Consider the following 26379-nt stretch of genomic DNA (forward strand, 5'->3'; position numbering starts at 1 on the left):
GACCGCCCGGCGCGTTGCCAGGCCCGCGATCCGGACCGGATCGGGTCGCCAACGCAACATAGCCCGCACACTCCCCCCGAGATCCGTAGCTCCCTGTCTCCTCGCGCAGCCGCGCAGACGCCGCATCACCAATCAAGTGTGGCGGCCAGCGGCAGTTCGCGCCCGCGCCCGCGCATGCGCGTCCCGCCCGAAACCGGCAGGGTCGCAGGCATGCGTCGACGTGGTTGCGACAACGTCAACTCAAGCATCATTTTTCGCGAGACACATCCATGAACATCTACGTTGGCAACCTGCCCTACAGCGTCACCGACAGCGATCTGCGTCAGACCTTCTCCGAGTACGGCAGCGTCGACCAGGTCAACCTGATCACCGACAAGTTCAGTGGCGAATCCAAGGGCTTCGGCTTCGTCGAGATGGGTAACAACACCGAGGCAGACGCCGCCATCAAGGCCTTGAACGGCACCGACTACAAGGGCCGCAATATCACCGTGAACCAGGCCAAGCCGAAGAGCGACCGCCCGCGCGGTGGCGGCGGCGGCCGCCGCTGGTAAGTCCTCCGGCTCTTCAGCCCACGGGCCCGAGACCCTTGTGAGTAGGCGGGCTCGGTAAGCTCGCCCCGGCACGGAGCCGGGCAGCTTCTCTTTCAGCCCCCTCGGGCGTGGCGAAAGGCCGCAAGCCCGGTGCCGGCAGCCGACCGCAGGTCGGCATCCGGGCCGGGCTTTTTCACGGGCATGCGCGGCCGCGTAACCTGTGTATCGCGCCCAACGCATTAACCCCGCCGCCGCCGTCACCGCAGCCGGTTAAGGCTGAGCCACATCATCCCGCACGATCTCCGAGGGCCATCCCGATCGGGCCGTGACGCACTCTTCAGTACACACAAAGCCCCGCCCAGACCAACATTTTCTTGTCAATTTCGATGCTTTGAGTCGTTTTTTCGAAGCTTTATGGTTGGGGGTCGACCTCGCCCTTGAACGCGTGCAAACTAGCCCAAATGGAACATCGCCCGCGGGGGTCAGCCACCCCGAACAGACGACGGTCGACGGGTCCCAGCTAACCCCAACGGATGAACGTCGACGCGCCCAGCGGCTGCGTCGGCCGATTTGTGTGCGAAAGATAACGGCGAAACAGCCCAAGAGTCGGGAGGAGACACCACCAATGGTCAAACCCATCGCTTCCGCCGCCGCCTTCGCGGCGGTTCTATCGACAGCCGCGCTTGCCAGTGAGGTGCGCGCACCGGAGGATGTGCTGCAGGAGCTCATCGATAACCACGAGTCTGCGTATCTCACGCAGAGCGAACAGAACATCATGATGATGCCGGACAACGCCGCCCTCTGGACGGCAGACGAAGGCAAAGAACTGTTTCTCGAAAAGCGCGGCCCCAACAACGTTTCGCTGGAGACGTGCGACCTCGGCAAGGGGCCTGGCGTCGTCGACGGCGCTTACGTCGAGTTGCCGCGGTTCTTCGAAGACACGGGGCGCGTCATGGATCTGGAGAGCCGCCTCATCTACTGCATGACCACCATCCAGGGCTTCGCGCCTGACGACCCCGCGGTCAAGTCGCGTCACGGGACGGACTCCGACATGATGAAGCTGCAAACCTACATCGCCAGCCGCTCCAGCGGTCTGCCCTGGAATCCACCCCTGGATCATCCTCTGGAACAGGCGATGCGAGACGCCGGTGAAGCCCTCTTCTACCGTCGTGCCGGTACCTCGGACTTCAGCTGTGCCACCTGCCACACCAACACCGGCAACCGTATCCGCGCCTCCGTGCTGCCCAACATCAACGCCCCGCACGAGTGGACCAAGGCCATCTCCTGGCCTGCCTACCGCGTGGGTCATCAGCAGGTGCGAAGCAGTAACCATCGTGTCCGTGGCTGCTACTGGCAGATGCGCCAACCACAAAGCATTCCCGGCTCCGACGCCGCCATCGCACTGATGTCCTACTGGACCGACGCGGCCCGCGGCCAGCCGGCTATCCTGCCGGACATGAAGCGTTGAGCACGGTCATCAGCCACGAGGAAGCAGCCATGAACCATCACACCTCCACAGTCACCGTCTTCGCAGCAGCGGCGCTGCTCGGTCTGACGACGTCCGCCACGGCGGCCCCGCCGGCACCTCAAGCGGCTTACACCTCCATGAGCCCCGAAGAGCTCGCGGAGTACCTGGTCTTCGAAGCCGGCGGCTTCGACCTCGACGCAACCACTCAGGACGGTAGCACCGCCCTCGAGCGCATGATTCAAGACCGCACACAGAAGGTCTGCTCCGCCATCAACCGCAGCGGCGAAGAGCTCGACCGCGCCACGGCCGCCAAGATCAGTGCCTTGGCGGAAGAAACCATCGTCTTCCCGGAAGGCGGCGTGGCCCTCGGCGACTGGAAGCGCGGCGAGGCAATCGCCCGCTCCGGCTACGGGTTCCGCATCGGTCACCGCGTCGACGACCATGCGAGCAGAACACCTGGCGGCAACTGTTATGCCTGCCACCAACTGGACCCGAATGAAATCGCCTACGGCACCGTCGGACCGAGCCTCACGGGCTACGGCCGGCTGCGCGGTACCAGCGATGCCATGCTAAACCACACCTACAAGATCCTCTACAACGCGCATACGTTCTTTCCGTGCACGAACATGCCGCGCTTCGGCCACCACGGCACATTGACGCAGGAGCAACTCACTGACGTCATGGCCTACCTGTTGGATCCGGAGTCGCCGGTGAACCAGGAGGTGACCGAAACGGCAGGTAACGAGCAGGCCTCGGCGGACTGATACTCCGTTCTGCTGCGGCTAGGCGACCTGCGCGCAGGCGTGCTGGTCAAGCCCTGCCGCTTCATGTGCAGCCATCCATCGGATGAGTGCGGCCGGAACCGACACCGGCTTCGGTAAGAACCCCGGCGGCAGGGATGCCGCCGCTTGGTGCACCGGGCTGCGCCACTCAGTTCCCATCTTCCCGGTCATTACGAAGCTGCTCAAGGCTAAGCCTGACAGCCTCAGTATCCCGCGTCTCATCAATCCATCCCGCACATGCTCAGGTTGGCGGCGCCGACGTAACGCTCGATAGCCGCAAGTGCGGCGTTGCGCACGCGGTCACGGTCTACAGCGCTGAGCCGGCTCCACAGGGCCGGGGCAAGCCGCCGCCTCACCCGTTCCCCGTCGTGTCTCAATAATCCCTTGTGCGCAAACTGGATCCGCCCGAGTCAGTACCGGGCGTCCTGCTGGTGCGCGGGCAGGTTGCACTTGGCCCAGGCGCCGCCCTGCCCAAGCAGGAAGTCGCCCCTGCCCGCACTGCCATCGGTGAATGTTTGAGCCTGATGTCAGTCGCACACCGCAGTTTCGCGAGTGAGCAAGCGAAGGCGTCGTTCGCCGCTATACTTCTCGGTAGCAGAAGCGCGCGATTGCGAAACAGCACTGATCGCCGTCGTCAGCGAATGCCAATGGGGCTTCAGGGGAGTCCCGAAGCGATTGAATGCCTGCGGTCACAATGCTCGAGCGCAATCGGCATGCGCACTTCGCCGATGGCAACAGCATTGCCATCGCATCCAGGGGAAGGAGCCCCGCGGCTCGCTTTATACAACGCAAAAAGACGCTAATGGCCCTGGGTGTGGAAGTCGTTACCCACCGGGCGCGAGCATTTGTGCAGATCCTGACGCCGTGTCAGCACTGATGGGCATGGCTTTTCCCGATATCACCGCAGCCTGGCGTCTTTACTCAACCAATAGGTGAGGCTGCCATGAAAGCGTTGAAACGATGGCTGGCGATCGGCCTCGTCAGTATCGCCACACTGAGTCATCCCGGACTCCTGCAGGCGCAGACGCCGCCGACGTTCTCGGCGTGCGCTTGGCCGCTGCAGGTATCTCCGGAAGGTTTCGGCAATTACCTGGCGCCCGACGACCAGGCCCGCTACTGGATGATGCCGTTCGAAGCGGCTTACGACAGTATGACGATCGAGGGCACCTATCCCGCGGCCCGGTATTTTTCTTTCGTCGCCTACGCGGGAAATGCAGATGGCCGTCCTGTGCGCACCGCAGGGCATCTCTTTGATGCCATCATCGCGCCTGACCCCGGCTCCGGTATCAATCCGTTCATTCCTTACAACGGCCAGCGGCGGCCGCCGAAGCCGGATGTCGGAACCTACACCATTAACGTGGTACGCGAGGCGACAGAGGTACCGGTGACGAACGGCGCGAATACCATTGTGGTGGACGAAAATCCCGCCTGGATTGCGCTGCGCATCTATGTGCCGGCGGCCGACGATGCGCTCGGCGGCCTGGCGTTATCCGGCGGCGTGCCGTTACCCATGGTGACACTCACCAGCGCCGATGATGAGGCGTCGGTGACGGTGCTCGAGCCCTGTCCCATCCCGGCGTCCATAGACCCACCGGCTTATTTCCCGATGCGATCGATCAATAAGTTCGCCGATGTCCTGGGGTTTTTGCGGTTCCTGTTCCCGGAGGATTTCGATATCAACCAGCACAAAGACTGGGACGACATGCCCGAGGGGCAGGTGTGGTTCGCACCGCCCTGGGACCCGCCGGTGCTGTTGTTCCCGAACCCGGACAACAAGTATCTCGTGGCGATCCCCGGACCCTACCAGCCCGGTAAGATGCTGGTGATCCATGCCAAAGCACCGACGTTTCCGGAGTCGACCGCCGGCGGGCCGCCCAACCGCAAGCATGAGGAGCGCCGCGGCAAGGAGCCCGATGTGCGCTATTGGTCGATCTGCCTGAATGACATGGAGCTGCCCATCGGCACGGTGCGCTGCCTGGCCGACCGCAGCATCAAGCGCCAGGGCCATGGCTACACCATCGTGATCTCCAACGACCTGGTGCGCCCGCGCTGGCTGCGACCCAATGTCAATTGGCTGCCCTGGGGCGACGAACGCTATCCGAAGCTCCTGTTCTACCGCCACATGATCCCGGTGGAAAGCGAGAGCGAATATGCCGATATCCCGTTCGACTATGCCATCCAAAAGGTGGTGGTAGATTGCTGGGAGGGAAAAGAGGATGGCGACCGAGAGGCTTGCCTCTATCCAAAGGCGGTCATCGATTTCCTCCTCCCGGACCTGCCCTCACGAGCCGAAGTGACCGAGGCCGGGCCAACCGTGCAAGCCATCATGGACGAATACTATCCAGTGGCGGCCTGGTGTGATAAGAACACCTTCAGGCGCGGCGGTTGGCGAGCCTGTCTTGGCGAATAACGGGAGCATGCCGGACGTTTGACCGCCCGGCGGAGAACGCCGAGTCGCCCCGGCCCCGCGACGGCGGGGCCGGGACGCACTGCGGATGCCGGCGGCGACCAGACCGACGCGGTTGGTGCGTTGTGGGGCCCGTGACTGCTAGCCGAAGCCGCCTTTGTGCTCGGCCTTGGCGCGCGCCTCGGCCTGGCTGATCAGGCCGCGCTGCAGCAGGTGCTTGAGGTTCTGATCCAGTGTCTGCATGCCGTTGGCCTGGCCGGTCTGCATGGCAGAGTACATCTGCGCGATCTTGTCCTCGCGGATCAGGTTGCGGATGGCCGGGGTGCAGATCATGATCTCGTGGGCGGCCACGCGCCCACCGCCGGTCTTCTTGAGCAGGGTCTGGGAGATCACCGCGCGCAGGGACTCCGAGAGCATGGAGCGCACCATGTCCTTTTCGGCGGCCGGAAACACATCAACGATGCGGTCGATGGTCTTGGCCGCGGAACTGGTGTGCAGGGTGGCGAACACCAGATGGCCGGTCTCGGCCGCGGTGAGCGCGAGGCGAATGGTTTCCAGATCCCGCAGCTCGCCCACCAGGATGATGTCCGGATCCTGGCGCAGCGCCGAGCGCAGCGCCGCGCTGAAGCCGAGCGTGTCGCGGTGCACCTCGCGCTGGTTGACCAGGCAGCGCTTGGCTTTGTGGACGAACTCGATGGGGTCCTCGATGGTGAGGATGTGCGCGTGCTGGTGCTCGTTCAGGTAGTCCATCATCGCCGCCAGGGTGGTCGACTTGCCAGAGCCGGTGGGCCCGGTCACCAGCACGAGGCCGCGCGCCGCCTGCACGATGTCCTTGAAGATGGCCGGCGCGCCCAAGTCCTCCAGCGTCAGCACGCGGGAGGGGATGGTGCGCAATACCGCAGCCGCGCCGCGCGTTTGGTTGTAGGCGTTGACGCGAAAGCGCGCGACCCCGGCCAGCTCGAAGGAGAAGTCGGTCTCGAGATGCTGCGCGTACTCGTTGCGCTGCTGGTCGTTCATGATGTCGTAGAGCAGCGCCTGCACCGTCTGATGCGCCAGCGGCGGCACATTGATGCGGCGCATGTCGCCGTCGACGCGAATCATGGGCGGCAGGCCCGCGGACAGGTGCAGGTCCGAGGCTTGGTTCTTGACGCTGAAGGCGAGGAGCTCGGCGATTTCCACGGCGCCTCCGGATGGCAGCAGGCGGATCGGGACCGCCGATGGGCTCGGTACCGCCCGACAAGGAGCAAGGCGCTAGCGTATCAGGTCGCGCGCGGGTCCGGGTCCGGCGCCGTGGAGGCCGCGGCGAAGGCCAGCCCCAGGCGCAGCAGCTCGGCCTTGCCCCGCACCGTCAGGTCTGTGGCGAAGCGAAACTGCTGCCGGGCATCGATGGGATAGGCGCGCAGCCGGTAGCGGGTGCCCCAGGGCTGCTCCTGCGCCACCACGGCGATGGGCTGCTCGAGCGCGAGGTAGGGACTGGTCAGCGCCACGTCCTCCAGCGCGGCCCGCACCCTGGCGGCATCATGCGCCGGGTGCAGATGGAAGTCCGCCGTGCACTGCAGCTGCGGTCCACCGTTGTTGGCATTGCTGATGGACCCGGTCCAGAGCTTGAGGTGTGGAATGGTCACCAGATTATCGTCGGGCGTGACGAGGCGCAGGGCGCGCATACCCACATGCGTCACTTCACCGTAGATGCCGTCGATATCCACCCAGTCGCCGTTGCGGTAAGGCGCCTCGCCCACGGCGACGACACCGGCCACCAGGCTGCTGGCATAGTCCTTGAGCGCAAAGCCCAGCGCCAGGCCCAGGGAGCCCAGCACCGCCACCATGTTCTGAAAGGACGGCTCGATGACCTTCGGCACCATGAGCAGGAAGGCGACGACGACGATGCTGAGCCGCAGCAGGGGCACCAGCGCCAGCAGCAGGTAGCGCCGCCGTCCGCGCAGGCGGTTGGCCAGCCAGGGTAGGATCTTCTGTGTGCTGAGGATCAACGCGGCGGCAACGGCGACGATGATGCCCAGATCCAGCAGCACCCCGGTGTCCAGATCCGAGAAAAGGCGCGAGAGCGTCTGATCCATGCGAACGGCCCTTAAAAATCGTCGAGCAGTAAGCCCTGGGTGCGCAGCAGATCACGCACGTCGGCATAGGCGAGGGCGTGGACGCGCCAGCGTCCGTCGGCGCCGGCGGCAATGGCACCGAGCGCCGCGAGCCGCAGCAGGCGCCGTTGCACACGATAGGGCGGCAGCGGTAACAGTTCGGCCAGCAGGGGTCCGCTCAGCCCGTTGTGCAGCAGCAGCGCGTGCAGCATCAGGGCCGTAGCCTCGTCCGGCTCCGTGCTGAGCGCAGGCGCCGCCGCGAGCCAGAGCGTGATACCCGCGCCGTCCTCGGCTGCCGCTGCCGCATCGGCGCCGCTGGCGTCTTCCGCCGGATCGGGCTCGGCACGCAGCCGACGGCGCCAAAGGGCGCGCGCGAGGCCGGCATTACCGCGGCTACGCGCCGCGAGATACTGCAGCTCGGTGCCGCCGTCGTCGTCGCCGTCGACGGCGAGCACCAGCTTGCCGGTCTGGGCGTTGCGAAAGCGCACCGGGCGGGCATCATCCAACACCACCAACGTCCGAAACAGCGCGGCCAAGCGCGGGCCGTCGCAGCCCTGGAGCGTCAACGCGGATTGCGTCGGCGGCGCCGCAACCCGGCGCAGGTAGGCCCAAGCCCAGCTGTCGCAGCCGATGACGCCGCGCCCGAGCCGTCCCAACTGCGCCCGTTCCAGCAGCTCGCGCACCAGGGCGAGTCCGGCGGCGTGGCGCAGCCAGCAATGCTCGAGCCGCGGCAGCAGCCACAGACGGTCATCCCGCGGCCACGCATCCAGCCAGGCCCGCCCGCCCGCCCATCCATCCGCCAGCATGGCATGGGCCTCCGGCGGCAGAATGACCCGCGCGTCGCAGGCGCGCGCCCAGCGGCGCAGCAGCGCGTCATGGCCGCTGCGCGGCGGGCCAACGACGAAGCTCACGCCATCGCCGCCGCCGTCGTGCGCGCGCTGCTGCTGGAGGGCTTCGGCCCCGGCTGACCAATCCACCGGCGCCACCAAGGCGTCGAGGACGGGCTCGGGGAGACCGCGCAAATCGGCTTCGGCCCGCGCCGGCGGCGCGACCGGCTCACTACGGTGGGCAAAGAGCCTGCGCAGAGACATCCAGCGCGCACGGGCGGCGCTCGCGGCCGGGGTGGACGGCAGGTTGTAGTCGGCGAGCGGCACGATCTGCCAGGGCGGGGCTTTGGGTTGCCCGTCACGGGCGTTGGAACCTGGCTTCTGCATGATCATCATGACGACACAGGACTCGCAGCGTCGGTAGCGGACGCGCACCGCCGTGCGTAGCCCCGATGCGCGTGGGCACCGGATCAGCCTAGCACGCGCACGGCGCCGGGCGACCGCCACAAGACACCCGAGGGTATCGGAGGTCACAAGTCCTGGATGTCAGGCGGGTTTGTTCCGATATGGTTGCAGTTCTCGGTTGGTAGCACCACGCTGACCGACGCGGCCGGAGCGCAATTGCTGGCCAGCAGCGTCACCGTGCCGCCAGCGGCTACCATGGCGCCATACGTCGACACCGGCGCGCGGTCCCAGCACAGCCACCCCAGCACAGCCACCCCAGCACAGCCACCCCAGCACAGCCACCCCAACCATTCACCCCAACCATTCACCCCAACAAAGGAGCGTCTTCCATGTCGCAGTCCAGACTCGCCCGGCTCGCCGCCACCGTCGCCGCGGTATCCGTGCTCTCGGGCGTTGCCGTCACCGCCATGGCCGAAACCGGCGCCGCCGCCCGGGCCCAGACCCTGATCGACGTGAATCCGCTGCTGAGCGGCCACGACATCCGCGTGCGGGCCACCGATTCGGGGCTGCGCCTGGAGGGTGCCGTGGTCGACACCGCCGAGCGACGGCTGGCCGTTGCGCTCACCGCGCTCGTGGCCGCGAGCGCTGAGATCGATAATGCCTTGACCCTGGATGCTGATCTGCCGCGCGATCCAGGGGCCCTATTTCGAGAAGACGAAGACGCAACCACCGCCGCGCGGCTGCGCCAGACACTGCGCTGGCAGCGCGATACCGCCGCCCTGGATGTCGCATTGGAAGTCAACCGCGGCGAGGTGCGTCTCAACGGTGACGTCGGCACCACCGCCACCAAAGACCGCGTCGCCGCCCTCGCCGCCACCACCGAAGGCGTGGATGCGGTGTTCAACTACATGAGTGTGGACCCGGCGAACATTGTGCAGATTCGCGAGCGGCAGGCGGAGTTGGAGCAGGTGCAACGCCCCGATGCCTGGATTACGCGCCGGCTGCGCCGCTTGCTGCAATTCGACACCACAGTCAACGCACACAGCATCGAGGTGGAGGCCCGGGAAGGCACGGCCATTCTGAGCGGGGCGGTGACGTCCTCGGCGGAGCGCAAGGTGGCGGAGGACCTGGCCAGCAACATGCCCGGCGTGCGCGACCTGGATTCACGGCTGGTCATCGAGCGTCCGCGCTGATCCGGCGCGACAGCCAGACGCGCTATCACGGCGCAGATGCATCTGTCACGAGGCGCAGGTTGTCGACACCATGGGCCTCGAGCGCCCTTGCATAGCGTTCGGTGATCTCAAGGAGCCGGCCAAAGCGTGCCTCATCGCTGAGCACCTGCTCCCCGCGCTTGAGCTGTTCGGCGGCCATGTCACGAGCCGCCAGTTTGGCTGCGAGCTGCGACCAGAACACGGCTTCGTCGTGCTCGTCGACGAACCGCAGATGCGACGCGCGGGCTTCATACGCCGAGGTCTCGAAGTAGTCGTCACGCGCCGGGTCGTAATGGAAGTCCTCTGCCAGACCCATCTCCCTGAAATGTGAAAGCACCTTCTTTCGCAGTGCAGCGTATGGCGCCGTCTCTGCCCGCGGCGCTTCCTCATCACCCCGGATCACCAGGTCGGCGACGAGGAGCATCTCCACAAGCGTCTGGTACTCTTGCTTGGTGAATGCGATGTGCATACGCACTGACCTCCGTCTGCTGCAGCCATAGCGCGATCGTACCTGTCTGCGCGCCTGAGCGACGTCGCACGCGTCGCCGGCATCGACCACACGTCTGTTATCCGGGCGATCGTCGATATGCGCGTCGCGCCCTCAAGCCGTTACCGATCTGACCACCGGGTCTGATGGGTGAGTGACCCTGCGCCGGGGATGATAGCCAGTCGGCGGCCGGCGCAGCGTCATTCGACGGTGACGGATTTGGCCAGGTTGCGGGGCTGGTCCACATCGGTGCCTTTCAGCGTCGCCACATGGTAGGCGAGTAGCTGCATGGGGATGGTGAAGACCAAGGGGTCGATGAGATCATCGGTCTCGGGTAGGCGAATGACCGTGATGCCCGCCTCTTCCTGCATGGGCACCTGGGTGTCGGCGAAGACGAACAGCTGCCCGCCGCGGGCGCGGATCTCTTCCAGATTGGATTTCAGCTTTTCCAACAAGGCGTTGTTGGGTGCCACCGCCACCACGGGCATGTGCTCGTCGATGAGGGCGAGGGGGCCGTGCTTGAGCTCGCCGGCGGGATAGGCCTCGGCGTGGATGTAGGAGATCTCCTTGAGCTTGAGGGCCCCCTCCATGGCAATGGGGTACTGCTCGCCGCGGCCGAGGAACAGACAATGCTCTTTTTCGATGAAGTGCTCGGCCAGCGCGGCGAGCTGCGGATCGATGCTGAGCACCGCTTCGAGCTGCGCCGACAGGCCGCGCAGCAGCTCCACGGCATGCGCCTCCGCCGCCGTGTCCATGCCGCGGGTGCGGGCGAGGCTGATGGTGAGCAACAGCAGGGCGACCAGCTGCGTGGTGAAGGCCTTGGTGGAGGCGACGCCGATCTCGGGTCCGGCGCGGGTCAGCAGCACCAAATCCGATTCGCGCACCAGGGAGCTTTCGGGCACGTTGCAGATGGCGAGGGTCTTGGCATAGCCGCTGTCCTTGGCGATACGCAGCGCCGCCAGGGTGTCGGCGGTTTCGCCGGACTGGGAGAGGGTCACGAACAGGGCCTGCGCGGGCACCACGTGCTTGCGGTAGCGATACTCACTGGCCACCTCGACACGACACGGGATGTTCGCCAGCGCTTCGATCCAGTATCTGGCCACCAGCCCGGCGTGATAACTGGTGCCGCAGGCGACGATGGTGACGGCATCGACCTCGGCGAGCACCGACTCCGCCTCCAGCCCGAAGGCCTCGGGCAGCACCCGCCCGGCGGCGATACGGCCTTCCAGGGTATCGGCGATGGCGCGCGGCTGCTCGAAGATCTCCTTTTGCATGTAGTGGCGATACTCGCCGCGCTCGGCGAAGTCGGCGGCGACGGCGGACTCGCGTACCGGGCGCTCCACCACTTGCCCGTCCCGGTCCCAGATGGTGACGCCGTCGAGGCGCAGCTCGGCGAGGTCACCTTCCTCGAGGAACATGAAACGGTTGGTGACCGGGAGCAGGGCGAAGACATCGGAGGCGATGAAGTGCTCCTGGAAGCCGACCCCGATGACCAGCGGGCTGCCCTGGCGGGCTGCGACCAGGCGGGTGGGGTCCTCGGCGTCGATGACACCCAGCGCGTAGGCGCCCTGCAGCTGCGTCGTGGTGCGACGCACCGCCTCGGTGAGGGAATGTCCGGCGGTGAGCTCATCGTAGACGGCATGCACCACCACTTCGGTATCCGTCTGGGAACTGAAGGCATGACCGGCGGCGAGTTGTTCGGATCGCAGCCTGGTATGGTTCTCGATGATGCCGTTGTGGACGATGGCGCAACGCTCGCCGCAGAGATGCGGGTGGGCATTGTCCGTGGAGGGCTCACCGTGGGTGGCCCAACGGGTATGCGCGATACCGAGGGTGCCGGGCATGGGGTCGGCGACGACGGCCTCGGCGAGCCTGGAGACTTTGCCCAGGGTGCGCAGACGATGCATGCCCCGCTCGGTACTGAGCACGGCGAGGCCGGCGGAGTCGTAACCGCGATACTCCAGGCGCTTCAGGCCTTCCAACAGGATGGCCGCGACGGGCCGCTGGGCGATGGCGCCGACGATGCCGCACATAAGATGAATGCCTGCTGAGGGTTGAGAGGGGGCAGTTTCCAGTGATGAGGATCGTGTGTGCAGGGGCGAAGCCCCCTATTGGCCATCGGGGATACCAGGTCTATCCAAGCACCGTGGGCACCTTGCCCCGAACGCCGGCGCGCGTCACTTTTTCACCGGCCGCTGCCACCCGCTGATGCTCACCTGCCGGGCGCGGCTCAACGTGAGCTGTTGCGCCTGCGCGTCGCTGGTGATAACCGAGCCGGCGCCGATGGTGGCGTCTGCGCCCACGGTCACGGGCGCCACCAATGCCGTGTTGGAGCCGATGAAGGCGCCGTCATCGATGACCGTCTGGTGCTTGTTGGCGCCGTCGTAGTTGCACGTGATGGTGCCGGCGCCGACGTTGACGCCGCTGCCGATGACGGCATCGCCGATGTAGCTGAGGTGGTTGACCTTGCTGGCCGTGGCGATCTGCGCTTTCTTGATCTCGACGAAATTGCCGATATGGCACGCTCGGCCGATCTCGGTCTCGGGTCGCAGCCGCGCAAAGGGGCCGATGCGCGCACCCGCGCCCACCCGTGCCCCTTCGATGACACAGTTGGCGAGCACCTCGGCACCGGGACCGATCTCGCAGTCTTTGAGCAGGCAGTTCGGGCCGATGCGCGCGCCGGCGCCGATGCGCACATCGCCTTCGCAGATCAGGTTGATGTCGAGCACCACGTCGCGCTCGCATTCCAGGCGGCCGCGGATGTCGATGCGCGCCGGGTCCATGAGGGTGGTGCCGCGACGCATCAGGCAGTCGGCCATGCGGCGCTGATGAATGCGCTCCAACGCCGCCAGCTGTACGCGGTCGTTGATGCCGGCGACTTCTTCCAGGCGCTCGGGCTGCGCCGTCACCACTTCGATGCCATCCGCGACGGCGAGCCCGATGACGTCGGTGAGATAGTACTCGCGCTGGACATTGTCGTTGTCCACGCGCCCGAGCCAATGGGCAAGGCGGTGCCGATCGGCGGCGATGATACCCGTGTTGACTTCGGTGATGGTGCGCTCTTGGTCGCTCGCGTCTTTTTGCTCGACGATGCGCACGACGCGATCGCTGCCATCGCGGACGATGCGTCCATAGCCACTGGGATCGGGCAGTGTCATGGTGAGCAGCCCCAAGCCCGTCTCGCCGCTATCGGCGATCAGGCGATTGAGGGTCTCCGGCTCGATCAGGGGCACGTCACCGTAGAGCACCAGCACCCGCTCGACGTCTGCCATGACCGGCAGTGCCTGCTGCACGGCGTGCCCCGTGCCAAGGCGCTCGGCCTGCTCCACCCAGGTGCAGTCGGCATCGGCCAGGGCTTGTGGCACGAGCCCGCCGCCGTGCCCGTAGACCACACAGACGCGGGCGGCGCCGACGGCGTCGGCGGCATCGAGCACATGACGCAGGAGTGGGCGCCCGCCAAGGGGGTGCAGCACCTTCGGCACCGCCGAGCGCATGCGTGTGCCTTTGCCGGCGGCGAGAATGACGACACCGAGGGTCATGACGTGATAACCTTGGCGCGGGCGCCTTCAGGCAAGGCAATGGGCTGGCCGACGTCGACGCGATCGGTCATGGGCAGGGTCGCTGTTTACTTTTGTCCGCAACCCCAAGCATACCCCGGCTGGCACACGCCCGACAGGGCTCGGGCGGGCGAACGGTGCGGCACAGCCGACGGCGCGCAGGGGGCCGCAGCGGATCAGCTGCCGCGCATCTTGCGCAGCTTTTCGATGGCGCGCAGCTGGGCGACGGCCTCGGCGAGCTCAACCTGGGCTTTGGCGTACTCGAATTGGGCCGTCTGACCCGACAGGGTATCTTCGGCACGGCGCTTGGCTTCGAGTGCCTTGGCTTCGTCGATGTTCTCGGCACGGATCGCGGTGTCGGCGAGCACGGTGATGACGTCCGGCTGCACCTCGAGCATGCCGCCGGAGACGTAGAAGTGCTCCATCTCACCATGTGCGTCCTCCACCCGCACGTCGCCGGGCTTGAGCCGGGTGATCAGTGGTGCATGACGGGCGGCGATGCCGACCTCACCCATCTCCCCGGGCGCGTAGAGCATGGTCGCGCTGCCGGAGTGGATCGCGCCTTCGGCGCTGACGATATCCACGTGAATCTGCATTGCCATGGTGGCGGACTCCGGATAGCTGCCGGGCTGGACGCGACGGGCACTGGGTGTGCCGCCGCGCCGAGCGCGGTCGGTTTACATCTTTTGGGCCTTTTCGACGGCCTCGTCGATGGAGCCGACCATGTAGAAGGCCTGCTCAGGCAGTCCGTCGTGCTCGCCATCGACGATGGCCTGGAAGCCGGCGATGGTGTCCTTGAGCGACACGTATTTGCCGGGCGAGCCGGTGAAGACTTCCGCCACGAAGAACGGCTGCGAGAGGAAGCGCTGGATCTTGCGCGCGCGGGCGACGATGCGCTTGTCCTCGTCGGAGAGCTCATCCATGCCGAGGATGGCGATGATGTCCTTGAGCTCCTTGTAGCGCTGCAGCGTGCCCTGTACGGCGCGGGCGGTGTCGTAGTGCTCCTGGCCGACGACGTTCGGGTCGAGGATCCGGCTGGTGGAGTCCAGCGGGTCCACGGCCGGGTAGATGCCAAGCTCCGCGATCTGGCGCGAGAGCACCAGGGTGGCGTCCAGGTGCGCGAAGGTGGTGGCCGGTGACGGGTCGGTGAGATCGTCCGCCGGCACGTAGACGGCCTGGAAGGAGGTGATGGAGCCGGTGCTGGTGGAGGTGATACGCTCCTGCAGGGCGCCCATTTCGGAAGCCAGGGTGGGCTGGTAGCCCACGGCGGAGGGCATGCGGCCGAGCAGCGCCGAGACCTCTGTGCCGGCGAGGGTGTAGCGGTAGATGTTGTCGATGAACATCAGCACGTCGCGGCCTTCATCGCGGAAGAATTCCGCCATGGTGAGACCGGTCAGGGCCACACGCAGGCGGTTGCCGGGGGGCTCGTTCATCTGGCCATAGACGAGGGCCACCTTGTCCAGCACGTTGGACTCGGTCATCTCGTGATAGAAGTCATTGCCCTCGCGGGTCCGCTCGCCGACGCCGGCGAACACCGAGTAGCCCGAGTGCTCGACGCCGATGTTGCGGATCAGCTCCATCAGGGTGACGGTCTTGCCCACGCCGGCGCCGCCGAACAGCCCGACCTTGCCGCCCTTGGAAATGGGCATGATGAGGTCGATAACCTTGATGCCGGTTTCCAGGACCTCGGTGGCACCGGACTGCTCCTCGAAGCTCGGCGGCTTGCGATGGATGGACCAGTGCTCGTCGGCGGCGACCTCGCCCTTCTCGTCGATGGGACGACCCAGCACATCCATGATGCGGCCGAGGGTCGGCTGCCCGACGGGCACGCTGATGGGCTTGCCGGTGTTGGTGACGTCCACACCCCGCTGTAATCCATCGGTGGAGCCCATGGCAATGGTGCGCACGACACCGTCACCGAGCTGCTGCTCCACTTCCAGCGTCAGACCGTTCTTGTCGATCATCAGCGCATCATAGACCTTTGGCATCTCACCGCGGGGGAATTGGACATCGACGACGGCGCCGATGATTTCCACGACCTTACCGGAGCTCATAATGTTTTCCTCGTCTGCTGCTGCGCGCGGGAGCACGCAACGGATCGATTTGTCGTGTGGGGAATTCGGTGGGCTCGGCCGCGCCGCTATACCGCAGAAGCACCGCTGACGATCTCGGAGAGCTCCTGCGTGATGGCCGCCTGGCGGGCCTTGTTGTAGACGAGCTGCAGCTCGTCGATGAGGCCGCCGGCGTTATCGGTGGCGGCCTTCATGGCCACCCGTCGTGCAGCCTGCTCGGAGGCGCCGTTCTCGACCACGGCCTGGTAGACCAACGATTCGATGTAGCGCGTGAGCAGATTATCCAGCACCAGACGGGCATCGGGCTCGTAGATGTAGTCCCAGATCGGCCCGGTGGGACCGTCCTCTTCGGCCTGGATGGGCACCAGCTGGCGAATCGTCGGGCGCTGGGTCATCGTGTTCTCGAACTCGTTGTAGGCGACGTAGATGGCGTCGATCTCACCCTGCTCGAAGGCGTTCAGCATGACCTTGACGGGACCGATGAGATCTTCGATGTGGGGCGTGTCACCGAGGTGGGTGACCTGCGCCGGCACTTGACCACCGAAGCGCTTGAAGAATCCGAGCGCCTTGTTGCCGATGGTGCAGAACGCTGTCTCGACACCGTCCTGCTGGCGTGCACGGATCTCCGCCACCATCTTTCGGAACAGGTTGGCGTTGAGACCGCCACAGAGGCCGCGGTCGGAGGAGACGACGATGTAGCCCACACGCTTCACCTCGCGCTCGGTGGCGAGGAAACTGTGCTTGTACTCGGGCGACGCCTTGGCCAAATGGCGGATCACCTGGAGCATCTTCTCGGCGTAGGGACGCGAGGCACGCATGCGCTCCTGGGCTTTGCGCATCTTCGACGTCGCGACCATCTCCATGGCCTTGGTGATCTTCTGCGTGCTTTTGATGCTCGAAATCTTGGTGCGGATTTCTTTGGCGCCTGCCATGGGATGCTCCGTTCAGGGGATATTCCGTTCAGGGGCGGTGCGGACGCGAGCCACTGGCCCTCGCCCTGCTGCTTGATGCGGTATGCGTCAGGTCGGCGCCGAGTACCGGGCGCTCGGCGGATATGCCCAGCCCCCAGCGCCCGGCGCGCCAGCCTTTTACCAAGTGTTGTTGGCCTTGAAGTCTTTCAGCGCAGCGTGCAAGCCTTCCTTGATCTCATCGCCGTAGTCGCCGGATGCGTTGATCTTGTCCAGCAGGGCCTTCTGTGCCGAGGCCATGTAGCTTTGCAGGGCGCGCTCGAAATCCACCACCTTTTTGACGTCGACGTCGTCGAGGTAGCCTTCGTTGACGGCGAAGAGCGAGACGGCCATCTGCGCGACGCTCATGGGGTGGTATTGCATCTGCTTCATCAGCTCGGTGACGCGCTCACCGCGCTCGAGCTGCTTGCGGGTGGCCTCGTCGAGATCGGAGGCGAACTGCGAGAAGGCCGCGAGCTCGCGGTACTGGGCGAGTGCCAGCCGGATACCGCCGCCGAGCTTTTTGATGATCTTCGTCTGTGCGGCACCGCCGACACGAGACACCGACAGACCGGCATTGATCGCAGGCCGGATGCCGGCGTTGAAGAGATCGGTTTCCAGAAAGATCTGGCCGTCGGTGATGGAGATGACGTTGGTGGGCACGAAGGCGGATACGTCCCCGGCCTGGGTCTCGATGATCGGCAATGCGGTGAGCGAGCCGGTCTTGCCCTTCACCTTGCCGTTGGTGAGCTTCTCGACCTCGTGCTCGCTGATGCGCGCAGCGCGCTCCAGCAGCCGCGAGTGCAGGTAGAAGACATCGCCGGGATAGGCCTCGCGGCCCGGCGGGCGGCGCAGCAGCAGTGACACCTGACGATAGGCCCAGGCCTGCTTGGTGAGATCGTCGTAGATGATGAGGGCATCCTCGCCCTTGTCACGGAAGTACTCGCCCATGGCGCAGCCCGCATAGGGGGCGATGAACTGCATGGCTGCAGAATCCGAGGCGCCGGCGTGCACGATGATGGTGTGCTCCATGGCACCGTGCTCTTCGAGCTTGCGCTGCACACCGGCCACCGAGCTGTTCTTCTGGCCGACGGCGACATAGATGCACTTAACGCCGGTGCCCTTCTGGTTGATGATGGCGTCGATGGCCACGGCGGTCTTGCCCGTCTGGCGGTCGCCGATGATGAGCTCGCGCTGACCACGACCGACGGGCACCATGGCGTCGATGGCCTTGATGCCGGACTGCATGGGCTGATCGACGGATTGACGGGCGATGACGCCGGGGGCGATCTTCTCGATGGCCGATGTCATGTCGGTCTGTACCGGCCCCTTGCCGTCGACGGGCTGACCGAGGGAGTCGACGACGCGGCCGAGCATGCCCTCACCCACCGGCACCTCCAGCACGCGGCCGGTACAGCGCACCCAGTCGCCCTCGGAGAGCTTGGTGTAGTCACCCAACACCACGGCGCCCACCGAGTCACGCTCCAGATTGAGCGCCAGGCCGAAGGTGTTGTTCGGGAATTCCAGCATCTCGTAGTACTGGGCGTCCGAGAGGCCGTAGATACGCACGATGCCGTCCGTAAGGCTGACAATGGTGCCTTCGGCGCGCGCCTCGGTCTTGAGATCGAACTGCTCGATCTTCTGTTTGATCAGGTCGCTGATTTCGGACGGATTGAGTTGCATAGGGTTGCTCCGATGATGGGCCGCCGATGAGCGCCCGTCGCCGAGCGCTGGACCTGGCCGCCGTCAGAATTGCAGATCGTTGGACAGCCGCTCCAGCTTGCCGCGCACGGAGCCGTCGATGACGACATCGCCCGCGCGTACCTTGACGCCGCCGATGAGGTCTGGGTCTTCGTCGATGGTCAGATGGACATCACCGCCGAAGTGGGCCTTGAGCCGCTCGATGAGCTCGTCACGCTCGGCATCACCCACCGGATAGGCGCTGGTGATCTGAATCTGCTGCAGGCCGTCGTGAAGGGTTTTCATTTGCGCGAACAGGCGGGCGATATCCGGCAGCACACTGAGCCGCTTGTTGCGGGCGAGCAGACGCACCAGATTCTGCAGGTGCGCGTTGAGGCCCTCGCCGGCGACGCCGAAGATCAGATCCCGCAGCTGCTCCGAGGAGGCGTGGGGGTTACCGACCTGGGCGGCGATCTGCGCATCATCGGCGATGGCGCCGAGCAGGCTCAGCCCGTCGGCCCAGGCGTCGAGGGCACCCTCTGCCTTGGCAACCTCGAAGGCCGCTTCAGCGTAGGGACGCGCAATGGTGGTGGTATCTCCGGCCATGGGCTGCCCCTAGATCTGCTCGGCAAAGGATTTGACGAGGTTTTTGTGCGCCTGGGCGTCGACCTCTTTCTGCAGAATCTTCTCGGCCGCGGCCACCGCGAGCTGGGCCATGCGCTCGCGCAGCTCCTCTCGTGTGCGGTTGGCCTCTTGCTCGATCTCGGCGTGGGCCGCCGTGCGGATGCGGTCCGCCTCTGCCACCGCGTCCCGCTTGGCCTCGTCGAGGATTTCGTTGTAGCGCTTCTGTGCCTGAGAGACGATGTCTGCGGCGTTACTTTTGGCCTCTTTCATGACCTCCAGCGCGCGCTGCTCACCGAGCTCCTGCTCTTCCTTGCCACGCTCCGCCGCAGCTAGTCCCTCGGCAATTTTCGCCGTGCGCTCCTCCAGCGCCTTCATGATCGGCGGCCAGACGTACTTCATGCAGAAGGCGACGAACACGCCGAAGGCGATCATCTGCACGAGCAAAGTAAGATTGATGTTCATCCGTCTGCCTTTCTGGAACTTGTGCCTCTAGTGTTGAACGGCGGTCACCGGCCGATGCCACCGACCGCCCAGTGTGGGCTCGGGCGCCAGAGGACAGCTCAGAGGGCGAACATGGCGTATAGCCCCATCGCGATGGCGATGACGGGCAGGGCGTCGGTCAGGCCCATGACGATGAAGAACTGGGTGCGCAGCATCGGGATCAGCTCTGGCTGGCGCGCGGCGCCTTCCAGGAAACGGCCACCGAGCACGCCGATGCCGACACCGGCACCGATGGCGCCGAGACCCAGCATCAGACCGGCGGCGACGTAGACGAGTGCTTGTGCGAGTTCCATGTTGTTCCCCTCGGGATCTGTTTGGTTGGATGGTCAGGGTTTTTGGTGTCTGCGCCCGCCGCCACCCGCCTCGGAATACGAGGCGACGGACGTGGCGCCGCCGGGCCTCAATGATGCTGATGGGCCATGTCCAGATAGACGATGGTCAGCACCATGAAGATGAAGGCCTGCAGCGTGATGATGAGTATGTGGAAGATGGCCCAAGCCAGCTGCAGTGTCATGCCGGACGCGTCCAACAGCAGGTTGTGACCGTACATGAGTGCGATGAGAATGAAGATCATCTCGCCGGCGTAGAGGTTGCCAAACAGTCGCAGCGACAGCGAGAGCGGCTTGGATAGCAGGCTGATGCCCTCGAGCACGAGGTTGGCGGGCAGACCGAACTTGCCGAAGGGCTGCATGGTGAGCTCCGCCGCAAAGCCGCCCACGCCCTTGATCTTGATGCTGTAGTAGAGCACCAGCAAGAACACCGATAGCGACAGGCCGAAGGTGATGTTGGGATCGGTGGTGGGGACGATGCGCATGTAGACGTGATGCGGATCGGCGCCAAACAGGCTCATGAACTGCGCGAAGGCGTGGGGGATCAGGTCGACCGGGATGAGGTCCATCAGGTTCATCAGGAAGACCCAGACGAAGACCGTGAGCGCCAGCGGGGCGACCAGGTCGTTCTTGCCGCTGAAAGAACCGCGGACGTTCTCGTTGACGAAGTCGACGATCCACTCGAAAAAATTCTGGCCGCCGGTGGGCACACCGGCGGTGGCCTTTTCGGCGACGCCGCGCATGAACCGATAGGCGAGGTAGCCGAGCCCGAAGGACCACAGCAGGCTGTCGACATGCAGCGCCCAGAAGCCCATCGCCGCGGCCTCTTCGGCGTTGTGTGCGAACGTGAGCCCGTGCTCCGGGTGGAAGCCCAGCGTGAGGTTGGTCAGGTGGTGCGAGATGTAGTCCTGGGCGGTGAGGGTATCTGCAGCCATCGATCAGTCCTGGTTGGCGGCGGCGCTACTGCGCCGGCCGCGATGCAAACAGCGCGGGCAGCACCTGCACCGCGAAATAGGTGCCGAGCAACGCCGGCAGGTTGAGATTCGCGAGGGTGGCGAACGCGAGCGCAAATAAGCCGAGAATCAAGGCAATCTTGACGATCTCGGCTGCGTAGATTCGCAGTGCGAGCTCCGTCGGCGCCTGAGCGCGGTAGTGACGGAAGACCCGCAGCGCGAACACCCAGTTGGCGAGGAGACAGACGCCTGCGCCGATCGCGGCCGACTCGACGACGGTGGCGCCGAAGGGCGCGGCCAACGCAATGGCGAGCACGGCGAAGACGCCCTGCCAAGTCAACAGGCGCCGCAGCTGTGCGCGATCACGCGGGCCGAGTCCACGGGAGTCCCCCGAAATCACCTGCCCCCCGCAAAGACCCGGAAGTATAAGCGTGCCCGAATATTCCGGTCAAACCCCTGATCGAACTGTTTGTATAGTGCCATAAATGTGACAAAGAGGCTTTACGGATTGATGACGGGGTCTCTTGTGGAAATTACTGAAGATGACCCAGGATGCCATCAAGCTCGTCGAGGCTGTTGTAGGCGATCACCAGCTTGCCGCCGCCCTTGGCGCCGTGCTGGATGGCGACCCGGGCACCGAGACGCTCGGCGAGATCGTCTTGCAGACGACGGATGTCCGGGTCCGGCGCGGGCTCACGCGGGCGCTCGGCGCCGGCATGCTCGCTCTGCAGCCGGCGCACCAGGCGCTCGGTTTCACGCACCGAGAGCCCGCGTGCAACCACCTGGCGGGCGGCCAGTACCTGTGTATCGCCCTTGAGGCCGAGCAGCGCCCGGGCATGGCCCATGTCCAGGCGCCCGGCATCCAGCAGGCCGCGCACTTCGGCACCCAGCTCGAGCAACCGCAGTAAATTGGTGACCGTGGTGCGGGACTTGCCGACGGCGTCGGCAACGTCCTGATGCGTCAGGCCGAATTCCTCTTGCAACCGGTGCAGGGCGCCGGCCTCTTCCAGCGGGGCGAGATTCTCGCGCTGGATGTTCTCGATCAGCGCGATGGCGAGGGCGGTCTGCTCGTCAACCGCGCGCACGACCGCCGGCAGTTGGGCGAGACCCGCCTGCGCGGCCGCTCGCCAGCGCCGCTCGCCGGCGACGATCTCGTAGCGTTCGCTATCGAGTGGCCGGACCACGATGGGCTGCAGCACACCCTGGCGGGCGATGGAGGCGGCGAGCTCGCGCATGGCCTCAGGGTCGAATTCCCGGCGCGGCTGGTAGCGGCCGCGGTGGATGCTCGCCACCGGCAGCTGCCGCACCGATTCGCCGGGCGCGCCTTGCGTCAGGGCCGTCTCGACGCTCAGCGCCTCGACACCAGGGCCCACAGTCTCCCGTACCCCGCCGAGCAGGGCATCCAGGCCACGGCCAAGGCCGCGCTTCTTGGCGCTGTTCATGGGCTGCATGCCCCCCGCAGTGGCAGCTTGGGCGCACCCTTCGACCGCTTCTGGGGCCGGCTCCGATACCGAAGCGGGCTCGGAGCCCGCGCCCCTGTCTGCGGCGCCCGCCGGGGATGTGTCGGTGCGCAACGCCGAAGCCGGGTGTGAAGATGTCGGGGCATCGGCGGCATCCAGCGAGTCGGCCTGGTGGTCAAGTTGGGCGTCCGGGCGGGTCTCGGTCAGGGAGAGCGCGTTTTTCATGACGGGCCGTGTCTCGTGTGATCCGGGTCATGCGGCGGTGGAGGCCGGCTCGCGGCGGCGCAGCACCTCGCTCGCCAGGGCGACATAGGCGAGGGCACCGCGGGAGCTGCCGTCGTACTTGAGCACCGGCAGGCCGTGACTGGGGGCCTCGGCGAGGCGCACGTTGCGGGGCACGATGGTGCGGTAGACCTGGCCTTTGAAGTGCGTCACCAGCTGCGTGGAGACCTGATTGGACAGATTATTGCGCGGATCATGCATGGTGCGCAGGATGCCGTCGATGCGCAGCGCGGCGTTCCGGCTGCTGCGAATCTGCTCGATGGTGTCGAGCAGCGCGGACAGGCCTTCCAGCGCGTAGTATTCGCACTGGATCGGGATGAGCACCCCGTGCGCCGCCACCAGCGCGTTGACCGTGAGCATGTTCAATGATGGCGGGCAGTCCAGCAGGATGACCTCGTAGTCTGGCGCCTGCGCGGCGAGCCGCTGCGCGAGGGTGCGCTCACGGGCGTCTCCCTGCATCAAGCCGACTTCGGCGGCAGTCATGTCGCCGTTGGACGGTAACAGGTCGAAGCCCGGCGCGGGCTCCGCCACCCGCTGCACGCATTGCGAGAAGGGGATGTCGCTCAGCAGTAGATCGCATCCAGTGTATTCCAGGGCGTTTTTATCCACGCCTACCCCCATGGTCGCGTTGCCCTGCGGGTCCATGTCCACCAGCAGCACACGGCGCTTCAGGGAGGCCAGCGAGGCGGCCAGGTTGACGGCGGTGGTGGTCTTGCCGACGCCGCCTTTTTGGTTCGCGATGGCGATAATCCGAGCCATGGGGTTCCTTCGGGCTTATGCCGGCGCGCCGCGCCATCGGCGAGCGGGGTGATGCGGGCGCGCTCGGGGCTGATTCAGGCGGCCACGCTGGATGTTGCGTGCTCGCGAAGCGAGTCCGGTCGACACGGGCGGCGACAGGTCACTCAAAGGGCACTTCCACCAAACAGCGCTCGGCATCCAGCATGGGGACTGTGAGCCGGTGCACAGTGACTGCCTGCGCGCGTGCGCCGGCAGGTGCCGCCTTGGCCAATGCATCGAGCTCTGCCGTCGGTTCGCGCCCTTTCAGTGCCAAGAGCACGCCGCCGGATGCGAGCAGTGGCGCGCAATCGGCGCAGAGCTGATCCAATGACGTGACCGCACGGGCCGTTATGGTAGCGAAATTCGCCTGCGGCCGGTACGCCTGCGTGCGCGCCTGTAGCGCAATGACATTATCGAGCCCGAGCTCCAGCACCGCCTGGCGCACGAAGCGAATCTTCTTGCCGTTGCTATCCAACAGCGTGAATGCGAGGTGAGGCCGCACGATGGCCAGCGGCATACCCGGCAGGCCGGCGCCGGTGCCCACGTCCAGCACCGGGCCCCGGTGCACCCAGGGGAGCACCGCCAGGCTGTCCAGCAGGTGGCGGGGGATCATGTCCCGGGGCTCGCGCACGGCGGTGAGATTATAGGTGCGGTTCCAGCGCGCCAGCAGGTCCACATAGGCGAGGAGCTGCTTGCGTTGTGTGGCGCTCGCGGCCACGCCGAGGGCGGCGAGGCCCGCGTCCAATTGGCCGCCCAGGCCGGCGCCCGCCTCGGCCTCGAGGCGCGCCGGCGCGGCGCTGGCCGTTGCTGGTGGGGTCTTTGTCGCCGTCATCAGGCGCTCTGGCGCTTGAGGTGGATCAGCAGCAGCGATACCGCCGCCGGCGTGACGCCCGGAATGCGCGCCGCCTGGCCGACGGTGGACGGGCGCACCCGCTGGAATTTCTCACGCACCTCGGCGGAGAGCCCGCGGACGTTGTCGTAGTCGAAGTCCCGGGGCAGCATCCGGGCATCCTCGGCCTGCTGACGGACCACCTCCTGCTGCTGGCGCTCCAGATAGCCCGCGTATTTGGTCTGGATCTCGATCTGCTCGGCCACCTGGGGGTCGGTCACGCCGGGGCCGACGCCATCCACCGCCGTCAGCGCCGCATAGCCGACCTGGGGCCGGCTGAGCAGGTCGAGGGCGCGTGCCTCGCGGGTGACCCGCTCGCCGGTGTGTCGGGTCAGGTCCGCCGCCGCCGCCGTGCCCGGGCGCACCCAGCAATCGCGCAGGCGCTCGCGCTCGCGCTCGATGGCCTCGCGCTTGGCCGTGAAACGCCGCCAGCGCGCCTCGCCCACCAGGCCGAGCCGGCGACCGGTCTCGGTCAGGCGCAGATCGGCATTGTCTTCGCGCAGCAGCAGCCGGTATTCGGCGCGGCTGGTGAACATGCGGTAGGGCTCGCTGGTGCCGCGGGTGATGAGGTCGTCCACCAGCACGCCGAGGTAGGCCTGGTCGCGGCGCAGGCTCCAGGGCTCGCGACCCTGCACCGCCAGCGCGGCATTGACGCCGGCGAGGAGCCCCTGGGCGGCGGCCTCCTCGTAGCCGGTGGTGCCGTTGATCTGGCCGGCGAAATAGAGCCCGGGCACGCAGGCGGTCTCGAGGGTTGGCCGCAGATCCCGTGGGTCGAAGAAGTCGTACTCGATGGCATAGCCGGGGCGGGTGATGTGCGCCTGCTCGAAGCCCGGAATGGAGCGCACCAGGTCCAGCTGTACCTCGTAGGGCAGACTGGTGGAGATGCCGTTGGGGTAGAGCTCGGCGGCGTCGAGGCCCTCCGGCTCGACGAAAATCTGGTGCGACGTCTTGTCCGCGAAGCGCACGATCTTGTCTTCGATGGACGGGCAGTAGCGCGGACCGACGCCCTCGATGACGCCGGTGAACATGGGCGAGCGCGAGAGGCCGCCGCGGATGATGTCGTGGGTGCGCTCGGTGGTGCGGGCGATGTGGCAGCTCACCTGCCGCGGATGCTCGGCGGCATCGCCCAGATAGGAGAACACGGGCACCGGCGTGTCACCGGGCTGTTCCTCGAGCCGGGAGAAATCGACGCTGCGGGCGTCGATGCGTGGCGGGGTGCCGGTTTTGAGGCGCTCGACGGTGAAGGGCATCTCCCGCAGTCGATGGGCCAGCGCCATGGCCGGGGGATCGCCGGCGCGGCCGCCGCGATAGTTGCTCAAGCCCACGTGGATGCGCCCGCCGAGGAAGGTGCCCACTGTCAGCACCACCGCAGGCGCGTGGAATGCCAGGCCCATCTGCGTGCGCACGCCGGCGACGCGCTCGCCGTCGCCGGTCAGAATCAGGTCGTCCACCGCCTGCTGGAACAGCCAGAGGTTGGCCTGGCGCTCCACCGCGCTGCGCACGGCGGCCCGGTACAACGCCCGGTCCGCCTGTGCGCGGGTGGCGCGCACCGCCGGGCCCTTGCGCCGGTTCAGCACGCGGAACTGGATGCCGGCGCGGTCCGCCGCACGCGCCATGAGGCCATCGAGGGCATCGATTTCCTTGACCAGGTGCCCCTTGCCGATGCCGCCGATGGCCGGATTACAGCTCATCTGGCCGATGGTCTCGAGGTTGTGGGTAAGCAGCAGCGTGCGTGCGCCCATGCGGGCCGCGGCGAGCGCCGCCTCGGTGCCGGCGTGGCCGCCGCCGACGACGATGACATCGTATGCTTGATTGTTCGACATAGTTCGCAGTCCCGCCGGATGAGCCCCACTTCAGGTTCGTCATAGCTGGGTTTTCGGTTTCTGCCGGCAGGGTGACGGCTGGCGGAGGCATCCCTGCTGGCAAGCCCCGCAGCCGCCACCCGGCCCGTCGAAGCTTGCGCCGGACATCGACAGCCGTTGCATATACTACAGCGTTCCTTCGGATTGATTCCCCGCCGCCATACGCTTTTCAGGCGCCAGGCGCCGGGGCAGAACCCAGTCGCCCAAACCGCGCATCCAAGCGAGCCTCCGCCGGA

At 66.2% G+C, this 26379-nt stretch carries 24 protein-coding genes; 5 read left to right on the forward strand and 19 right to left on the reverse strand.

All coding sequences use genetic code 11. The features are described from left to right. The first annotated feature begins 269 nt into the window (after positions 1–269). From QZ588_RS00705 to QZ588_RS00720, 4 genes are all read left to right on the forward strand, one after another. Positions 270–551, forward strand: a complete 282-nt coding sequence (locus QZ588_RS00705) for an RNA-binding protein (RefSeq protein ID WP_295538560.1) — start codon at positions 270–272, stop codon at positions 549–551. Positions 552–1155: 604 nt separating this feature from the next. Further along, positions 1156–1998, forward strand: coding sequence for a sulfur oxidation c-type cytochrome SoxA (gene soxA, locus QZ588_RS00710; protein ID WP_295538562.1), 843 nt, complete (start codon positions 1156–1158; stop codon positions 1996–1998). Positions 1999–2027: 29 nt separating this feature from the next. Beyond that, the gene (soxX, locus tag QZ588_RS00715; protein ID WP_295538564.1) at positions 2028–2762 is read left to right on the forward strand and encodes a sulfur oxidation c-type cytochrome SoxX; all 735 of its coding nucleotides are present in this window, start codon (positions 2028–2030) and stop codon (positions 2760–2762) included. Positions 2763–3723: 961 nt separating this feature from the next. Next, complete coding sequence (locus QZ588_RS00720; RefSeq protein ID WP_295538567.1) at positions 3724–5190, forward strand: hypothetical protein; 1467 nt, start codon at positions 3724–3726, stop codon at positions 5188–5190. A 138-nt stretch (positions 5191–5328) separates the two neighbouring features. On the opposite strand, the gene QZ588_RS00725 is transcribed toward QZ588_RS00720, so the two are convergent. The 3 genes from QZ588_RS00725 to QZ588_RS00735 all read right to left on the reverse strand — a co-directional run bounded on the left by QZ588_RS00725 (position 5329) and on the right by QZ588_RS00735 (position 8503). Beyond that, positions 5329–6366, reverse strand: a complete 1038-nt coding sequence (locus QZ588_RS00725) for a type IV pilus twitching motility protein PilT (protein WP_295538569.1) — start codon at positions 6364–6366, stop codon at positions 5329–5331. 80 nt (positions 6367–6446) lie between these two features. Next, positions 6447–7262 (reverse strand): mechanosensitive ion channel domain-containing protein, encoded by an 816-nt coding sequence (locus QZ588_RS00730; protein ID WP_295538572.1) that lies wholly within the window; start codon positions 7260–7262, stop codon positions 6447–6449. 11 nt (positions 7263–7273) lie between these two features. Continuing rightward, the gene (locus tag QZ588_RS00735) at positions 7274–8503 is read right to left on the reverse strand and encodes a hypothetical protein (protein ID WP_295538574.1); all 1230 of its coding nucleotides are present in this window, start codon (positions 8501–8503) and stop codon (positions 7274–7276) included. A 398-nt stretch (positions 8504–8901) separates the two neighbouring features. Between QZ588_RS00735 and QZ588_RS00740 the strand changes: the two genes are divergently transcribed. After that, positions 8902–9705, forward strand: coding sequence for a BON domain-containing protein (locus QZ588_RS00740; RefSeq protein WP_295538578.1), 804 nt, complete (start codon positions 8902–8904; stop codon positions 9703–9705). Between the two features lie 25 nt (positions 9706–9730). On the opposite strand, the gene QZ588_RS00745 is transcribed toward QZ588_RS00740, so the two are convergent. The 16 genes from QZ588_RS00745 to mnmG all read right to left on the reverse strand — a co-directional run bounded on the left by QZ588_RS00745 (position 9731) and on the right by mnmG (position 26104). After that, positions 9731–10192, reverse strand: coding sequence for a hypothetical protein (locus QZ588_RS00745; protein WP_295538581.1), 462 nt, complete (start codon positions 10190–10192; stop codon positions 9731–9733). 218 nt (positions 10193–10410) lie between these two features. Then, on the reverse strand, positions 10411–12243 hold the full coding sequence (glmS, locus tag QZ588_RS00750) for a glutamine--fructose-6-phosphate transaminase (isomerizing) (protein ID WP_295538583.1): 1833 nt from the start codon (positions 12241–12243) through the stop codon (positions 10411–10413). 144 nt (positions 12244–12387) lie between these two features. Beyond that, positions 12388–13749, reverse strand: coding sequence for a bifunctional UDP-N-acetylglucosamine diphosphorylase/glucosamine-1-phosphate N-acetyltransferase GlmU (gene glmU / locus QZ588_RS00755; RefSeq protein WP_295538585.1), 1362 nt, complete (start codon positions 13747–13749; stop codon positions 12388–12390). A 194-nt stretch (positions 13750–13943) separates the two neighbouring features. Beyond that, positions 13944–14369 carry a F0F1 ATP synthase subunit epsilon gene (locus QZ588_RS00760; protein WP_295538587.1) on the reverse strand — a complete coding sequence of 142 codons (426 nt, stop codon included), beginning with the start codon at positions 14367–14369 and terminating at the stop codon, positions 13944–13946. A gap of 75 nt (positions 14370–14444) precedes the next feature. Then, positions 14445–15821, reverse strand: coding sequence for a F0F1 ATP synthase subunit beta (gene atpD, locus QZ588_RS00765; RefSeq protein ID WP_295538590.1), 1377 nt, complete (start codon positions 15819–15821; stop codon positions 14445–14447). Positions 15822–15907: 86 nt separating this feature from the next. Further along, positions 15908–16771: a F0F1 ATP synthase subunit gamma gene (atpG, locus tag QZ588_RS00770; RefSeq protein ID WP_295538592.1), complete on the reverse strand. Its 864-nt coding sequence runs from the start codon at positions 16769–16771 to the stop codon at positions 15908–15910. A 156-nt stretch (positions 16772–16927) separates the two neighbouring features. After that, positions 16928–18469 carry a F0F1 ATP synthase subunit alpha gene (gene atpA, locus QZ588_RS00775; RefSeq protein WP_295538593.1) on the reverse strand — a complete coding sequence of 514 codons (1542 nt, stop codon included), beginning with the start codon at positions 18467–18469 and terminating at the stop codon, positions 16928–16930. Between the two features lie 63 nt (positions 18470–18532). Continuing rightward, complete coding sequence (locus tag QZ588_RS00780; protein WP_295538595.1) at positions 18533–19072, reverse strand: F0F1 ATP synthase subunit delta; 540 nt, start codon at positions 19070–19072, stop codon at positions 18533–18535. A gap of 9 nt (positions 19073–19081) precedes the next feature. Further along, positions 19082–19552 (reverse strand): F0F1 ATP synthase subunit B, encoded by a 471-nt coding sequence (locus QZ588_RS00785; RefSeq protein ID WP_295538597.1) that lies wholly within the window; start codon positions 19550–19552, stop codon positions 19082–19084. A 98-nt stretch (positions 19553–19650) separates the two neighbouring features. Beyond that, complete coding sequence (atpE, locus tag QZ588_RS00790; RefSeq protein WP_058557788.1) at positions 19651–19884, reverse strand: F0F1 ATP synthase subunit C; 234 nt, start codon at positions 19882–19884, stop codon at positions 19651–19653. A gap of 107 nt (positions 19885–19991) precedes the next feature. After that, a complete protein-coding gene (gene atpB, locus QZ588_RS00795; RefSeq protein WP_295538603.1) occupies positions 19992–20855 on the reverse strand; it encodes a F0F1 ATP synthase subunit A in 864 nt (287 codons plus the stop codon). 25 nt (positions 20856–20880) lie between these two features. After that, a complete protein-coding gene (locus QZ588_RS00800; RefSeq protein WP_295538606.1) occupies positions 20881–21273 on the reverse strand; it encodes an ATP synthase subunit I in 393 nt (130 codons plus the stop codon). A 133-nt stretch (positions 21274–21406) separates the two neighbouring features. Next, a complete protein-coding gene (locus QZ588_RS00805) occupies positions 21407–22315 on the reverse strand; it encodes a ParB/RepB/Spo0J family partition protein (protein WP_295538609.1) in 909 nt (302 codons plus the stop codon). A 270-nt stretch (positions 22316–22585) separates the two neighbouring features. Next, positions 22586–23374 (reverse strand): ParA family protein, encoded by a 789-nt coding sequence (locus QZ588_RS00810; RefSeq protein WP_295538611.1) that lies wholly within the window; start codon positions 23372–23374, stop codon positions 22586–22588. A gap of 139 nt (positions 23375–23513) precedes the next feature. Continuing rightward, positions 23514–24224: a 16S rRNA (guanine(527)-N(7))-methyltransferase RsmG gene (gene rsmG, locus QZ588_RS00815; protein WP_295538614.1), complete on the reverse strand. Its 711-nt coding sequence runs from the start codon at positions 24222–24224 to the stop codon at positions 23514–23516. Further along, positions 24224–26104, reverse strand: coding sequence for a tRNA uridine-5-carboxymethylaminomethyl(34) synthesis enzyme MnmG (mnmG, locus tag QZ588_RS00820; protein WP_295538617.1), 1881 nt, complete (start codon positions 26102–26104; stop codon positions 24224–24226). The genes rsmG and mnmG overlap by 1 nt, the downstream gene beginning before the upstream one ends. Between the last annotated feature and the right edge of the window lie 275 nt (positions 26105–26379).

The sequence above is a fragment of the uncultured Thiohalocapsa sp. genome, assembly GCF_913062725.1.
GTDB lineage: Bacteria > Pseudomonadota > Gammaproteobacteria > Chromatiales > Chromatiaceae > Thiohalocapsa.